Raw genomic sequence first — 13802 nt, forward strand, 5'->3', positions numbered from 1 at the left:
CTGATGAGAGGGAGTGCGTCACCATGGTCCGCAGCCGCCTGCTCAACACACGATCCCGTATCTTTGTTGCCGCAAGCGTCGCAGCCGCTACGGCGGCGGTGGCGCTGCCGGCGCTCGCCCATCATGGCTGGGGCGGCTATGATTCCGACAAGACGCTGACCCTGACCGGCACGGTGGAGCAGTTCGCCTTCAGCAACCCCCACGCCATGCTGAACCTGCAATCGGACGGCAAGCTGTGGCACGTGGTGCTGGCGCCGCCCGGCCGCATGACCGCGCGCGGCCTGCCGGACGGGACGATCAAACCCGGCCAGACGGTGACCGTCGTCGGCTATGCCCACAAGTCCGAACCGGCGGAACTGCGGGCGGAGCGCATCACCGCCGGCGGCAAGACGGCCGAGCTGCGCTGATGGACCACAGCCTGGGCCCGACCGGACCCGGCTGGCTGGTGGCGCTGGAGACCTCCGGCCTGGGCGAGGCGCTGCGCGGATCGCTCTGGCTCTACCCGCTGGTCGAGGTGCTGCACATCCTGGGGCTGGCCTTGCTGGTCGGGGGGATCGCGGCCTTCGATCTGCGGCTGATGGGCCTGCACGCCCGCCTGCCGGCCGAGGCGCTGTCTCGCCTGCTGCTGCCGGTGGCGGTCGTCGGCTTCGTCCTGGCGGTGCCGACCGGAATGCTGCTGTTCATCAGCGAGGCCACCGCGCTGGCCGGCAATCCGGCCTTCCTCGTCAAGATGGGGCTTCTGGTCGCCGCGCTTGCCAACATCGCGCTGTTCCATCGCGGTGCCGGACGCCGGATCCTCGATTGGGGTGGGGGAGGGCGGCCACCGCCGGCGGCGCGCGTGGCCGGCGCGGCCTCGCTGCTGCTGTGGGTCGCGGTTCTGGCGGCCGGGCGGCTGATCGCCTACGTTTAGGGGGAGCCGCATAGCCCCTTCGGGGTATCGCCGGCCTTGCATGCGCAGGCGTTGCCTAGGCAGAGTGGCGCGACGCTTCCGATCCGAAGGATAATGGCTGTGAGCACCCTGGGACGCACCCCCGCGCTGGCCTTGTCGCTGGCCCTGTCCCTCTTCGTCTGGGTGTCCGGGCCATGCTGGGCGGCGGGAACGGAACGGCGGGTGGCGCTGATCCTGGGCAACAGCGCCTATCAGCATGCGCCCCGGCTGCCCAACCCGATCAACGACGCCAAGGCGATGGCCGAATCCCTCCGCGCGGCCGGGTTCGAGTTGGTCGGTGGGGCGCCGCAAATCGATCTGGACCGGGCAGGCACCGAGCGGGTGATCCGGAGTTTCGGCGCCAGGCTGGCCGGGGCGGATGTCGGGCTGTTCTTCTATGCCGGGCACGGCATGCAGGCGCGCGGTACCAATTACCTGCTGCCGGTCTCCGCCAATCTGGAGAAGGAGTCGGACGTCCGCTATGAGCTGATCGACATCGCCATGGTGCTGGACGAGATGGCGCTGGCGGAAAGCCGGATGAACATCGTCATCCTGGACGCCTGCCGCAACAATCCCTTCGGTGGACGGGGCCTGCGCGCGGCGTCGCCAGGGCTGGCGCAGATGCAGGCGCCGGCCGGCACGATCATCGCCTATGCGACGCAGCCGGGCGCGGTGGCGGCCGACGGTACCGGCTCGAACAGCCCCTATACGGAAGCCTTGTCGAAAGCCCTGCTGAAGCCGGGGGAGACGGTCTTCGACGTCTTCAACGATGTCGGCATCACGGTCAAGCGCAACACCGGCGGCGTCCAGCAGCCCTGGGTGTCGGCCTCCCCCATCGAGGGGCGCTTCTATTTCCTGGGACCGACGACGGTGGTGACCCAGCCGCCGGCCGAGGCGCCCCCTGCCGCGGGAGCCGCCGCCGGAGCCGACAAGGAAACGCTGTTCTGGGACAGCATCAAGGGCAGTTCCAACCGCGGGCTGTTCGAAGCCTATCTGAAGCAATTCCCGCAGGGCACCTTCACGGCGATCGCCGAGGCGCGGGTCGCCGAACTCGGCGGGACGGCGAATGCTGCCGCCACGGGGGAACGGGCGCCGGTCTCGGTCGCCGCCCTGGCCGCTCCGCCGGTTCCTGCGCCCGCCCCGGCCCCAGCCGCTCCCGCCGCCCGGCCGGTCGATGTCGAGACGATCCCCTATCTCAGCGGCAAGTCGCGGGCGGCTCTGGCCGTGTATCCCGACCTGCCGTCGCCCAAGGCCCTGGCGATCTCGACCAAGGGGAACTACGCCTACTTCACGAACAAGTCGAACAGCCGGACCGCGGACGACGTCAGGCGCAGCGCCCTGCAATATTGCCAGTACAGGGCCGAGGAGCCCTGCACCCTCTACGCCGTCGACGACGGGGTGATGATGGACGGCAAGCGCTTCGTACCGATGCCGGTGGAGATCCTGGGCTCCGGCTCCTTCGATCCGGCACGCGTCCCCTTCGTCAGCGACCGCACGCGCAAGGTCGGCATGGTCAACTACCAGCGCAATCCCGGGCATAAGGCTCTTGCCCTGACGCTGACCGGCCGCTGGGCATCGGTGTGGGACCGCGACAGCGAGGAGGAGGCCGGCACGGCGGCAATGGAGAAATGCGAGCAGGCCGGCGGCAAGGAGGAGTGCATGCTGTACGCCGTGAATGACGAGATCGTCCTGGACGATCCGCCCGAGGAGGAGACGGCCGACGACGAGGAGGAGTGATCCGACATCCCAATAAGCGGTGTCGGGAAACGGAACGGGCCGGCACCTTGAAAGGTACCGGCCCGTTTCGCATTACGGTCCTGATGCAATCCCGTCAGCGGTCGCCCAGATCATGCTCGATCTCGACGACCAGCCGTTCGGCGCATTGCAGGGCGCGCTGGCGATCCTCGTCGGTCATGCCCTGCATGGGATCGGATTGCGCCGGGAAGGACTCCGACCGGCAGAGCCGGCGACCGGATGCGCAGACCATCACTTCGTACTGGCGGCTGTCCTCGTTGAACAGGCACTCGGACTCGAAGCCTTTGGCGTCGGTTTCGGCCCACATGATCGTCTTGCTCATCGTCCGGCTCCTTTGGTCTGGGTCGGTATTCTTGGTTCCGCCCGGCTTACTTGGCGTTCGCCATCGCGACGGCGGTATCGGCCATGCGGTTGGAGAAGCCCCACTCGTTATCATACCACGCCATGACGCGCACGAAATTGCCGTCGATGACCTTGGTCTCGTTCAGCGCGAAGGTCGAGCTGTGCGGGTCGTGGTTGAAGTCAGTGGACACCAGTTCCTCGTCATAGGCGCCCAGCACGCCCTTCAGCGGGCCGTTGGCGGCCTCACTGATCGCCTTGGTGATCTCTTCGACCGAGGTGGCGCGCTTGGCGGTGAACTTGAAGTCGACGACCGACACGTTCGGCGTGGGCACGCGCATGGCGGTGCCGTCCAGCTTGCCCTTCAGTTCCGGCAGCACCTTGCCGACGGCCTTGGCCGCACCGGTGGAGGTCGGGATCATGTTCAGGGCCGCCGCGCGGGCGCGGTGCAGGTCCTTGTGGTTGGTGTCGACGATCCGCTGGTCACCCGTGTAGGAGTGGATCGTGGTCATGAAGCCCTTCTCGATGCCCACCAGATTGTGGAGGACATGGGCGACGGGCGCCAGGCAGTTGGTGGTGCACGACGCGTTGGAGACGATTCGGTGCTCGGCCGTCAGCTTGTCGTGGTTGACGCCGTAGACGACGGTGATGTCCTCGTCGGTGGCCGGGGCGGAGATCAGCACCTTCTCGGCGCCGGCTTCCAGATGCTTGGCGGCATCGGCGCGCTTGGTGAAGATGCCCGAGCATTCCATGGCGATCTGGACGCCCAGATCCTTCCACGGCAGCTTGGCCGGGTCACGCTCCTGCACGACCTTGATGGAGTGGCCGTTGACGATCAGAACGCCGTCGCCCGTCTCGATGGTGCCGGGGAAGCGGCCGTGGACGCTGTCGTACTTCAGCAGGTGCGCATTGGCCTTCAGATCGGCCAGGTCGTTGATCGCCACGACCTCGACGTCCTTGCGGCCGCTCTCGTAGATGGCGCGCAGAACCAGACGGCCGATGCGGCCAAAACCGTTGATCGCTACCCGTACAGCCATGATCGTGCTCCAGTCGTTCCGTTGCGGTCTCGTGCCGGTAGGGGCGGAGACTCGTTTTAACCGGGGAAGGCGGGTTTCGGCCCGCCGGGGGTGCAATTTTAAGGCGTGGACCGGCCGTCAGGCCGGGACCGCGCGAGGAGAGGCGATGTCCAGCCAGGCGGGCAGGGCATCGCGGGTGGTCAGCTCGCTGAAGCGGCCGTCCACCCCTGCTGCGGCCAGAGCCGCGATGGTGTCGTCACCGGCCGCCACCGAGCGCAGGCCGGCGTCGCGGGTGCGACGGGCGATGAACCAGGCCAGCGCGTTGGTGCCGCCGTCGAAGGGGGCGATCTCATAGACGCCGAGCGGGCCGGTCCAGACGACCGTTCCGGCGGTCTCGACGCAGCCGATCAGCCGGGCCGCCGTCGCCGGACCGATGTCGAGGACCATGTCCTCCGGACCGATGGCGGCGCAGGATACGACTCGGTCTTCGGCCCCCTCCCGCGCTTCGGTCGCCACCACCACGTCCACCGGCAGCAGCATCTCGCACCGGCAGGTTTTCGCCTTGTCCAGGAGCTTGCGGGCCCCGCCGATCAGCTCGTGGTCGCACAGCGAGGCCCCCATGTCGGTGCCGGCCGCGGCCAGGAAGCTGTTGGCGATGCCGCCGCCGAGCGCCAGCACGTCGACCCGCGTCATGAGCCGTGCCAGAAGGTCCAGCTTGGCGGACAGGCCGGTGCCGCCGACGATGGCGCAGACCCGACTGGATGTGGCAAAGGGCGTCGGACGGGTGGTGATCGGTCCCTCATCGGTCCGTCCACCCTGGATCAGTTGCATCCGGCCGGTCAGGCGGGGAGCCGGATTGCCCTGGACATCGATCGTAACCATGATGCCTGTCCTTTCCTTGGAACTCAAGTATATTAATATATCAGTAGTCGGCGCAAGGACAATCCGCTTCGAGGCGGGGGCATGCCACTTTGCCGCAATGAATCGGCTCACGCGGTCCGGACCGGGCCGGCGCTTTGGGCTTGCGTCTTCGGACATGAGTCCACCGGCGGGACGGGAGCCGCGGCACGGCGGGTCTCGCGGTACAGGATCAGTAGGCCGCTGGCGATGACGATGGCGGCGCCGATCATCACATGGGCGGCCGGCACGTCACCCCAGACCAACCAGCCGAGGATCGTCGCATAGATCAGGCTGGCGTAGCTGAAGGGGCCGACCACCACGGCGCGCGCCAGCGAATAGGCCCGCGTGCTGAAATACTGGGCGCCGCCGCCAGCGATCCCCATGCCCGCCATCAGCGTCAGCGCATGCGCATCCGGCGTGATCCAGTCGAATGGAAGGGCGAGCGCGCTCAGTGCCGTGGAGATGACGGTGAAGTAGAACACCGTGGTCACCGGCTTTTCCGTCCGTCCCAGCTGGCGCATGGCGATCATCGCTAGGGCGTAGCAGACGGCTGCGGTCAGGGCGACGATGGCGCCGCGGTCGATCATGTCGGGACCGGGCTGCACCATGATCAGCACCCCGGCGAATCCGACCACCACCGCACCCCAGCGGAAGGCGCCGACCTTCTCGCCCAGCAGCGGAACCGACAGGGCGGTCAGGAACAGCGGGGCGGAGTAGGAGATCGCCACCGCATTGGCGAGCGGCATCAGGTGATAGGCCCAGAACAGCAGGACCATGGAGGCGAGGCCGATGACGGCCCGCCACAGATGCCCCTGCCAATGGGTGGTGTGCAGGCAGCTCCGCCCGCCCGCCGCGACCACCATGGCCACCGCCGGCAGAAGGGCGAACAGGTTGCGGAAGAAGGTGACCTCCCCCAGCGGATAGCTTTCCGCCAGGATCTTGGCCAGCGCGTTCATGATGGTCATCAGGACCATTGCCAGCAGCATCGACAGGATGCCGAGCCGGACATTTTCAGCCGGGCGTGCGGCGGGAGCGGCGGAGCTTGTGGGGACCTGTTCCATGATGCCTTTCCCTGCCGGCGAACCGTTCGCCCCGGAGGAGCCCCTCTCCCCTTGCGGGAGAGGGGTTGGGGTGAGGGGGGGCGAACATTGATTGTTCCACCGGCCATCGGCCGGCTGCACCCCTCATCCCAACCCTTCTCCCACTAGGGGAGAAGGGCATCCGAAATGCGAGGCGGCTGCTTGAACAACGAACGCGATGGCCCTGGTGGTAACGTGAACGCCCGTTACGCCGCCCGGCTCAGCGCCTCGGCGGCGATGACGCCCAGCGTGTGGCGGGCGATCATCCGTTCCTCGTCGGTCGGGATGATGAACACCGGCACCCGGCTGTCCTGGGCGGAGATGCGCGTCGCCTTGGCCCGGTTGGCAGCGGCGTCGATCGACACGCCGAGCCAGCCCAGCTTCTCCGCCACCCGCGACCGCACCAGCGTGGAGTTCTCGCCCACGCCCGCGGTGAACACCACCGCGTCAAGCCCGCCCATCGAGCCGGCCAGCGCCGCCACCTGCTTGGCGACGTTGTGGCAGAACAGTTCGACCGCCTCGGCAGCCGCCGGAAGGTCGGAGTTCTCCAGGTCGCGCATGTCGTTGGAGATGCCTGACACGCCCAGCATGCCCGACTTGTGGTAGAGCAGCTTCTCCAGCTCGTCGGCGCCGTAGCCCTTCTCGCGCATCAGGTAGATCAGCACGCCGGGATCGATCGCGCCCGGCCGGGTGCCCATCGGCAGGCCGTCCAGCGCGGTGAAGCCCATGGTGGTGTCGACGCTGTGCCCGGCGCGCATGGCGCACAGGCTGGCGCCGCTGCCGAGATGGCAGACCACGACGTGGGCGTCGGCCAGCTCCGGCGCCACCTGCGGCAGACGGTGGGCGATGTACTCGTAGCTCAGGCCGTGGAAGCCGTAGCGGCGGATGCCCTCCGCCGTCAGTTCGCGCGGGATGGCGAAGGTCTGCGACTGCCAGGGCTGGGTCTGGTGGAAGGCGGTGTCGAAGCAGGCCACCTGCGGCAGCGACGGATAGACCTGGGCCAGCGCCCGCATGGCGGCGATGTTGTGCGGCTCGTGCAGCGGGGCGAGCGGGATCAGCTCCTCCAACTGGTCGAGCACGGTCGGGGTGACGCGCACGGGTGCCGAGAAGCGGGTGCCGCCATGAACGACGCGATGGCCGGCGGCCACCAGCGTGGCGCCCTTCAGCGTGTCGCCGATCCAGTCGAGCAGATGGTGGAGCAGCTCCGGACGGCCCGGATTCTCACCGGCGGCCCAGCTGTGGTCGGCGATCTTGTGGCGGGCGGCGTCCTTCGCCTCGAAGCGGGGAGCCGTGCCGATGCCGGAGATCTGGCCGGTGACGACCGGCTCCAGCTCCGCCGCGCTGCCGCCCTGGAAGACGGAGAACTTCAGGCTGGAGGAGCCGGCGTTGATGACGAGGCAGGCGTCGCTGCCGGAATTGGAATGTGCAGCCATGACGAAAGCGTCCTATTCGGCGGCCAGCGCGAGCTTGGGCTGGCGTTGAGCGGCGGCGACCAGCGAGGCGACGGCGCAGGAGGCGAGGCGTGCCCGCACATTGTCGGCGCGGCTGGTGAGGATGACCGGCACCTTGGCGCCCAGCACGATGCCGGCGAGGTCGGCGTTGGCCAGGAAGGACAGCTGCTTGACCAGCATGTTGCCGGCTTCCAGGTCGGGAGCGAGCAGGATGTCCGGCTGTCCGGCGACCGGGGAGACGATGCCCTTCGTGCGGGCGGCCTCGGCGGAAATGGCGTTGTCGAAGGCCAGCGGGCCATCCAGGATGCCGCCGGTGATCTGGCCGCGGTCGGCCATCTTGCACAGGGCGGCAGCTTCCAGCGTGGTGTTGATCTTCGGGTTGATCGTCTCGACCGCCGACAGGATGGCGACGCGCGGGGTGGCGACGCCCAAAACCTTGGCCAGGTCGATGGCGTTCTGGACGATGTGGACCTTGTCCTCCAGCGTCGGATAGATGTTGATCGCCGCGTCGGTGATCAGCAACGTCTTGGAGTAAGTCGGGACATTCATCAGGAAGACGTGGCTGATCCGACTGGCGGTGCGCAGGCCGGTCTCCTTCTTCACCACCTCGCCCATCAGCTCGTCGGTGTGCAGGCTGCCCTTCATCACCGCTTCTGCCTCGCCGGTGCGGGCCAGCGCCACGGCTGCTGCCGCGGCGGCGCGGCTGTGGGCGGCGTCGACGATGCGGTAGCGGGCGATGTCGAGCCCGCCTGCCGCGGCGACCTTGCGGATGAGGGCTTCCGGCCCGACGAGGATCGGCTCGATCAGGCCGGCCTGGGCGGCCTCGACCGCACCCTGGAGGGAACTGGCGTCGCAGGGATAGGCCACGGCGGTGACGACCGGCGGCAGCTCGTCGCACTTGGCGAGCAGCGCGTCGTGCTTGTCGTGGCGGATCATCTGGATCTGCGGCAGCTCATGCGCCGGGCGGATGACCTTCTGGGTGGGGGCGACGACCTCGGCGGTGCCCAGTACGACGACTTCGCCATCCTGGTTGGTGCAGACGCAGTCGAAGACGACGATGTTCTTGGCCGGGCGCTTTTCGATGACGGTGACGGTGGCGGTGACGATATCGCCGAGGCCGACCGGGCGGCGGAACTGCAGGCTCTGGCCGGCATAGAGCGACCCGGCGCCGGGCAGGTAGGTGCCGAGCACGCCGGAGATCAGCGAGCCCGACCACATGCCCGGGCCGATCACCTTCTGGAAGCGGCTGTCGGCCGCGAATTTCGGGTCCAGATGGGCCGGGTTGATGTTGCCCGACACGGTCGCGAACAACTCCACATCCATCAGCGTCAGCTGGCGGGAAAGGCTGGCCGTCTGGCCGATCTGAATCTCGTCGAAGGTCACATTCTCGACCACGGCGCCGATGCCGTTGCCGAACGCTTCACCACTGGCACGCATTTTTGAACACTCCGGTTGACCGGGTCGATCGAGCGGCCCGTTTTAAGGCTCGACAGGGCGGCGCCTGGAAAATCGGAAACGTTCCGCTGCCGGCTTGTGCCGGCTTTCTGCGCCGCGCGGGAACCATAGATATATTAGTATATTAAATGTGCATTGCAACATAGAACCAACGGAAAACCCCGGCCCTTGACACTATGCCGCAGTTCTGTGGTGCGGCTGGGCGGGGAACCCCCCTTCCCCCGGGGAGAGAGTCGGGGGAAGGGGGCAGAAGGGCGAGCAATCTCAGCGATAACGACGCTCGCCGCCCGTCCTGGAAGTCCCTTTGGGCGCGGCCCTTCCGATCCTTGTCGCTTCTCCGGGGGCGGGAGAGAGCGGGGCGGGGCGGTCGCGGGGCAGGGGGCCTCCGGATCTCTGGAAATCAAGCCTTCAGGATGCCGCGGCCGGCGTAGCGGGCGGCGACACCCAGCTGCTCCTCGATGCGGATCAGCTGGTTGTACTTGGCGAGGCGGTCCGAACGGCTCAGCGAGCCGGTCTTGATCTGGCCGCAGTTGGTGGCGACCGCCAGATCGGCGATGGTGCTGTCCTCGGTCTCGCCAGAGCGGTGCGACAGCACGGCGGAGTAGCCGGCCTTGTGCGCCATATCGACCGCTTCCAGCGTCTCCGACAGGGTGCCGATCTGGTTGACCTTCACCAGGATCGAGTTTGCGACACATTGGCGGATGCCCTGGGCCAGACGCTTGGGGTTGGTGACGAACAGGTCGTCGCCGACCAACTGCACCTTAGAGCCGATGGCGTCGGTCAGCGCCTTCCAGCCTTCCCAATCGTCCTCGGCCATGCCATCCTCGATCGAGATGATCGGGAAGCGGCCGACCAGATCGGACCAGTAGGCGACCATCTGCTCCGGCGACAGCGACTTGCCTTCACCGGCCAGTTCGTACTTGCCGTTCTTGAAGAATTCGGTCGAGGCGGCGTCGATGGCGAGCATGACGTCGTCGCCCGGCTTGTAGCCGGCGGCCTCGATGGCCTTCATGACGAAGCCGAGCGCCTCGTCGGTGGAGCCGATGTTGGGGGCGAAGCCGCCCTCGTCGCCGACATTGGTGTTGTGGCCGGCGTCCTTCAGCTTCTTCTTCAGCGACTGGAAGATCTCGGAGCCCATGCGGATGGCGTCGGCGCCGGTTTCGGCACCCACCGGCATGATCATGAATTCCTGGATGTCGATCGGGTTGTCGGCATGGGCGCCGCCGTTGATGATGTTCATCATCGGCACCGGCAGCAGCGAGGCGAAGGCGCCGCCGACATAGCGGTAGAGCGGCAGGCCGGCATCCTCGGCTGCGGCGCGGGCGACCGCCAGCGACACGCCCAGGATGGCGTTGGCGCCGAGCCGGCCCTTGTTCTCGGTGCCGTCGATCTCGATCATGGTCATGTCGAGCACGCGCTGGTCGGCGGCATCCATGCCGATCAGGGCCTTGGCGAGTTCGCCGTTGACCGCCTGCACGGCCCTCAGCACGCCCTTGCCGCCGAAGCGGGACTTGTCGCCGTCGCGCAGTTCGACGGCCTCATGGGCGCCGGTGGAGGCGCCCGACGGCACAGCGGCGCGGCCGAAGGCACCGGTTTCGAGGGTCACGTCGACCTCGACGGTGGGGTTGCCGCGGCTGTCCAGGATTTCGCGGGCGCGGATTTCGGTGATGGCGCTCATGGGAAGGGATGTCCCGTATCTTGAAGGGTTGTTCGGTAGGGCCGATAGCCGCGTTGATTTCGACCGTCATTCCCGCGGAAGGCGGGACTCCAGGGCATGCGGAGGGAAGCCGGCGAGGCGGCCTGGATCCCCGCTTTCGCGGGGATGACGGATTGGAGAAAGGGGAAGAGGAGAGGAGCTACGCCGCCGCTCAGCGCAGCTTGGGGCGGCGGTAGATGAACCAGTAGACCGCACCCACCATGACCGCACCGCCGATCCAGTTGCCGATGGTGACCGCGGCGAGGTTGACCAGATAATGGCCGACCGGGATGGAGGGGGCGGAGCGGCCGAGGTCGGCCCAGAAGCTGTCCGGCGCACCCCATTCGATCAGTAGGCCGAGCGGGACGAAGTACATGTTGGCGACGCAGTGCTCGAAACCGGCGGCGACGAAGGCGGCGACCGGGAAGGTGATCGCCAGGATCTTGTCGCCGACGCTGCGCGCGCCCAATGCCAGCCAGACGGCGAGGCAGACCAGCACGTTGCAGAGGATGCCGAGGAAGAAGGCCTGGCTTGTCGGCAGGGAGCTTTTGGCCACCGCGAAATACAGCGCCGATGCGCCGACCGCGCCGTGCCCAAAGGTGTATTGCCCCGACAGGAAAACCAGCAGCGCCGTGCCGGCGGCGCCGACGAAGTTGCCGATCCACACCGTGGTCCACACCCGCATCATCTCGCGGGCATGCAGCCGGCCGCTTGCCCAGGCCATCACCATCAGCGCGTCGCCGGTGAACAGCTGCGCGCCGCCGACGATCACCAGGATCAGGCCCATGGAGAAGACCAATCCGCCCAGCAGCCGCGTCACGCCGTAGGGCATCATGCCTTCCGCCCCCGACATGGTGACGGTGGCGAACAGGCCGCCCAGCGCGATGAAGGCGCCGGCCAGCACGGCCAGGGCGAACAGGGTGGGGGTGTCGTAATGTGCCTTCTTGACGCCGAGGTTTTCGGCGGCGAGAGCGATGGCGTCGGGCATCAGTGCGTCGAGAGTCTGCGGAGTGGGCTGGCTCCAGCCCCCCACGTCCTTGCTGTCCATGTTCATCGGTCGATGTCCTCGCTGCCGCGCATCGGTGCAGGCCCGTCGGCGGGAAGCGGTTCCGGACCCTGCCGGTTTTCGCTCCCGTCTTGTAGCTTTACTACATACTCCTGTCGGGGCAGCCCGTGCAAGCGTGCCCCCTGGGTAATTCGGTCGCAGGGGGCACACAGGCGGCAGGTTGGAAAACAAGGGTTTTCCAGGAAAAATGGCCGATACTTGCTTCGGTTGCGGTTCTGTAGTGTTGCTACATCATGACTGGAGGGCGGCAGGCGCGCGCGGTTCAGCGCCGCGGATCGCAGACGGCATAGCGGCCCCGCCCGGCATGCTTGGCACGGTAGAGCGCGTTGTCCGCCGCCTTCACGAGGGACTGGGCGTCGTCGGCATCCCGCGGGTACAGCGCGATGCCGATGCTGGCGCCGACCGCCACGCGCTCGCCGCCGAGCGTGATCTCCGCCGACAGGGCGCGGATCAGCTTGCCGGCGATCCGCTCCGCATCGGCGGGCGAGCCGATTCCCTCCAGCAGGACGGTGAACTCGTCACCGCCGATGCGTGCGACAAGGTCGGAGCCGCGCAGGCATCCCGACAGCCGATCCGCCGTCACCCGCAGTACCTGGTCGCCCGCGCCGTGGCCCAGCCGGTCGTTCACCGGCTTGAAGCCGTCCAGATCGATGAACAGCAAGGCCAGCGGCTGGCCGATGCGGCGCGACCGTTCAAGTTCGGATTCGGTGCGGGCGAAGAACAGCCGGCGGTTCGGCAGGCCGGTCAGCGGATCGTGGTTGGCGAGATGGTCCTTTTCCGCTTCGCTGCGCCGAAGCATTTCCTCCATGGCGCGCCGGTCGGTGACGTCGCGGGAAATGCCGACGACGCCGAGAACGGTCCCTTCGCGGTCGCGGCAGACGGTCTTGACGGTTTCCATCAGCCGCTGCCGGCCGTCGGGGTAGACGAACCATTCCTCGTTGCGCGCCATTCCCTGTTCCATGGCGCGCAGATCCCCCTGCCGGCGACGCTCCGCCGCTTCGGCGTCGACCAGATCGGCATCCCGCAGCCGGTCGTCGGGATTCGGCCGCCAGCCGACATAATCGAGGGCTGCGAGGTTGTAGTTGAGGTAGACACCGTCCCGGTCCTTGAAGAAGACGATGTCCGGCATCGAATCGATCAGGCTTTGCAGAACCGCACGCTCGTGGTGCAGAGCCTCCAGCGTGGTGCGATGATCGGTCACATCCTCCATCAGCCAGACCTCGCCGCCCCTGGTCAGATAGGCGAAGAAGCGGATCCAGCGCCTGTTGCCGTTCTTGCCGGTGATCTCAAGGTCGGTCAGGACCGACGCTTCGGCCAGCCGTGCGGCGTCGTAGCGGCCGCGGATCTCACGGTCATGGCCGGGGTAAGCCGCGGAGAACCATGCGTCCATGCTGGGCAGGTCTTCCTGCCGGTAGCCGGTCAGCCGCTCCGCCGCCTGATTGATGAAGATCCGCTCGTCCTCGACATAGGCCGCCGCCATCGGCAGATGTTCCACCATCCGCGACAGGTGCAGCGCGGCGGGCGGCGCTCCTTCGGCCGGACGCGGCCTGCCATGCACGAGCATCGCCGTCCGCCCGTCGGTCAGATGGATACCGGTGCAGTCGCAGGACAGGGTGGCCGGGCCGGACGCAGACGCAACGCTCCAGCGCTCGCTCACGCTGGCGCCGTTCGAAAGCAGCAGGGCGTATTCGGGAAGCCGCTGCCGGACCGCCTCCGGCAGGATGCAATCCGCATTCGAGGGGAGTTCATTCGGCGACCGCAATCCCCAAAGGGTGCAGGCCGCGCCATTCGCCCAGAGGGCGTGGCCGGTCCGCAGATCGGCGACCCATATCGGGTCGGCGATCAGGGTAAGTGCTGCAAAATCATTCGTTGACCAATGTTGGCCGGACGTATGGTTGATGCAGGCTGCAGCGCCCATGTTGGAGTACGTCCAAGATGATAATTGTAAGCATTTTATCAGACCGAAACGTTAATTTCATACGAACGCAACACATCGAACTCTCCGAATTGCGCGGAGAGGTTGGGCAATTCATTTGGACGCTTAAGCACTTTTATGCTGCGCTTTAGGAAATGAAAGATTGACAGCGGTGCCCCCCGACCGACCGTCCAACCGGGGT

The 13802-nt window shown here is 67.2% G+C and carries 12 protein-coding genes and 1 pseudogene; 3 read left to right on the forward strand and 10 right to left on the reverse strand.

Annotation, left to right across the window (positions count from 1 at the left end; genetic code table 11):
* The first annotated feature begins 23 nt into the window (after positions 1–23).
* From J2Y49_RS18305 to J2Y49_RS18315, 3 genes are all read left to right on the forward strand, one after another.
* Complete coding sequence (locus tag J2Y49_RS18305; RefSeq protein ID WP_310116307.1) at positions 24–407, forward strand: DUF6152 family protein; 384 nt, start codon at positions 24–26, stop codon at positions 405–407.
* Positions 407–910, forward strand: a complete 504-nt coding sequence (locus J2Y49_RS18310) for a DUF6644 family protein (RefSeq protein ID WP_310116308.1) — start codon at positions 407–409, stop codon at positions 908–910. Before J2Y49_RS18305 ends, J2Y49_RS18310 begins: the two co-directional genes overlap by 1 nt.
* A gap of 93 nt (positions 911–1003) precedes the next feature.
* A complete protein-coding gene (locus J2Y49_RS18315) occupies positions 1004–2665 on the forward strand; it encodes a caspase family protein (RefSeq protein ID WP_310116309.1) in 1662 nt (553 codons plus the stop codon).
* Positions 2666–2759: 94 nt separating this feature from the next.
* Here the strand turns inward: J2Y49_RS18315 and J2Y49_RS18320 are convergent, their stop codons facing one another.
* From J2Y49_RS18320 to J2Y49_RS32430, 10 genes and pseudogenes are all read right to left on the reverse strand, one after another.
* Positions 2760–3005 (reverse strand): hypothetical protein, encoded by a 246-nt coding sequence (locus tag J2Y49_RS18320; RefSeq protein WP_310116310.1) that lies wholly within the window; start codon positions 3003–3005, stop codon positions 2760–2762.
* Between the two features lie 46 nt (positions 3006–3051).
* The gene (gap, locus tag J2Y49_RS18325) at positions 3052–4059 is read right to left on the reverse strand and encodes a type I glyceraldehyde-3-phosphate dehydrogenase (protein WP_310116311.1); all 1008 of its coding nucleotides are present in this window, start codon (positions 4057–4059) and stop codon (positions 3052–3054) included.
* Positions 4060–4176: 117 nt separating this feature from the next.
* Positions 4177–4920, reverse strand: a complete 744-nt coding sequence (pgk, locus tag J2Y49_RS18330; protein ID WP_310116312.1) for a phosphoglycerate kinase — start codon at positions 4918–4920, stop codon at positions 4177–4179.
* A 107-nt stretch (positions 4921–5027) separates the two neighbouring features.
* Positions 5028–5999, reverse strand: a complete 972-nt coding sequence (locus J2Y49_RS18335; RefSeq protein WP_310116313.1) for a DMT family transporter — start codon at positions 5997–5999, stop codon at positions 5028–5030.
* Positions 6000–6223: 224 nt separating this feature from the next.
* Positions 6224–7450: an acetate/propionate family kinase gene (locus J2Y49_RS18340; protein ID WP_310116314.1), complete on the reverse strand. Its 1227-nt coding sequence runs from the start codon at positions 7448–7450 to the stop codon at positions 6224–6226.
* A 12-nt stretch (positions 7451–7462) separates the two neighbouring features.
* Positions 7463–8905 (reverse strand): bifunctional enoyl-CoA hydratase/phosphate acetyltransferase, encoded by a 1443-nt coding sequence (locus tag J2Y49_RS18345; RefSeq protein ID WP_310116315.1) that lies wholly within the window; start codon positions 8903–8905, stop codon positions 7463–7465.
* Positions 8906–9323: 418 nt separating this feature from the next.
* Positions 9324–10601, reverse strand: a complete 1278-nt coding sequence (gene eno, locus J2Y49_RS18350; RefSeq protein WP_310116316.1) for a phosphopyruvate hydratase — start codon at positions 10599–10601, stop codon at positions 9324–9326.
* A 190-nt stretch (positions 10602–10791) separates the two neighbouring features.
* Complete coding sequence (locus tag J2Y49_RS18355; protein ID WP_194913489.1) at positions 10792–11673, reverse strand: formate/nitrite transporter family protein; 882 nt, start codon at positions 11671–11673, stop codon at positions 10792–10794.
* A gap of 274 nt (positions 11674–11947) precedes the next feature.
* Positions 11948–13342 carry a diguanylate cyclase domain-containing protein gene (locus J2Y49_RS18360; RefSeq protein WP_310116317.1) on the reverse strand — a complete coding sequence of 465 codons (1395 nt, stop codon included), beginning with the start codon at positions 13340–13342 and terminating at the stop codon, positions 11948–11950.
* Positions 13343–13411: 69 nt separating this feature from the next.
* A pseudogene (locus J2Y49_RS32430) lies at positions 13412–13603 on the reverse strand (hypothetical protein); the annotation flags it as partial.
* Positions 13604–13802 lie beyond the last annotated feature (199 nt).

Source organism: Azospirillum sp. BE72, assembly GCF_031455875.1.
Classification (GTDB): Bacteria; Pseudomonadota; Alphaproteobacteria; order Azospirillales; family Azospirillaceae; genus Azospirillum.

What these genes read in the sequence shown, in the direction of transcription:
- J2Y49_RS18315 (WP_310116309.1), top strand. Translation starts at nt 1,004, where the DNA reads ATGGCTGTGAGCACCCTGGGACGCACCCCCGCGCTGGCCTTGTCGCTG.
- J2Y49_RS18320 (WP_310116310.1), bottom strand. Translation starts at nt 3,005, where the DNA reads ATGAGCAAGACGATCATGTGGGCCGAAACCGACGCCAAAGGCTTCGAG.
- J2Y49_RS18310 (WP_310116308.1), top strand. Translation starts at nt 407, where the DNA reads ATGGACCACAGCCTGGGCCCGACCGGACCCGGCTGGCTGGTGGCGCTG.
- eno (WP_310116316.1), bottom strand. Translation starts at nt 10,601, where the DNA reads ATGAGCGCCATCACCGAAATCCGCGCCCGCGAAATCCTGGACAGCCGC.
- gap (WP_310116311.1), bottom strand. Translation starts at nt 4,059, where the DNA reads ATGGCTGTACGGGTAGCGATCAACGGTTTTGGCCGCATCGGCCGTCTG.
- J2Y49_RS18355 (WP_194913489.1), bottom strand. Translation starts at nt 11,673, where the DNA reads ATGAACATGGACAGCAAGGACGTGGGGGGCTGGAGCCAGCCCACTCCG.
- J2Y49_RS18305 (WP_310116307.1), top strand. Translation starts at nt 24, where the DNA reads ATGGTCCGCAGCCGCCTGCTCAACACACGATCCCGTATCTTTGTTGCC.
- J2Y49_RS18345 (WP_310116315.1), bottom strand. Translation starts at nt 8,905, where the DNA reads ATGCGTGCCAGTGGTGAAGCGTTCGGCAACGGCATCGGCGCCGTGGTC.
- J2Y49_RS18335 (WP_310116313.1), bottom strand. Translation starts at nt 5,999, where the DNA reads ATGGAACAGGTCCCCACAAGCTCCGCCGCTCCCGCCGCACGCCCGGCT.
- J2Y49_RS18340 (WP_310116314.1), bottom strand. Translation starts at nt 7,450, where the DNA reads ATGGCTGCACATTCCAATTCCGGCAGCGACGCCTGCCTCGTCATCAAC.
- pgk (WP_310116312.1), bottom strand. Translation starts at nt 4,920, where the DNA reads ATGGTTACGATCGATGTCCAGGGCAATCCGGCTCCCCGCCTGACCGGC.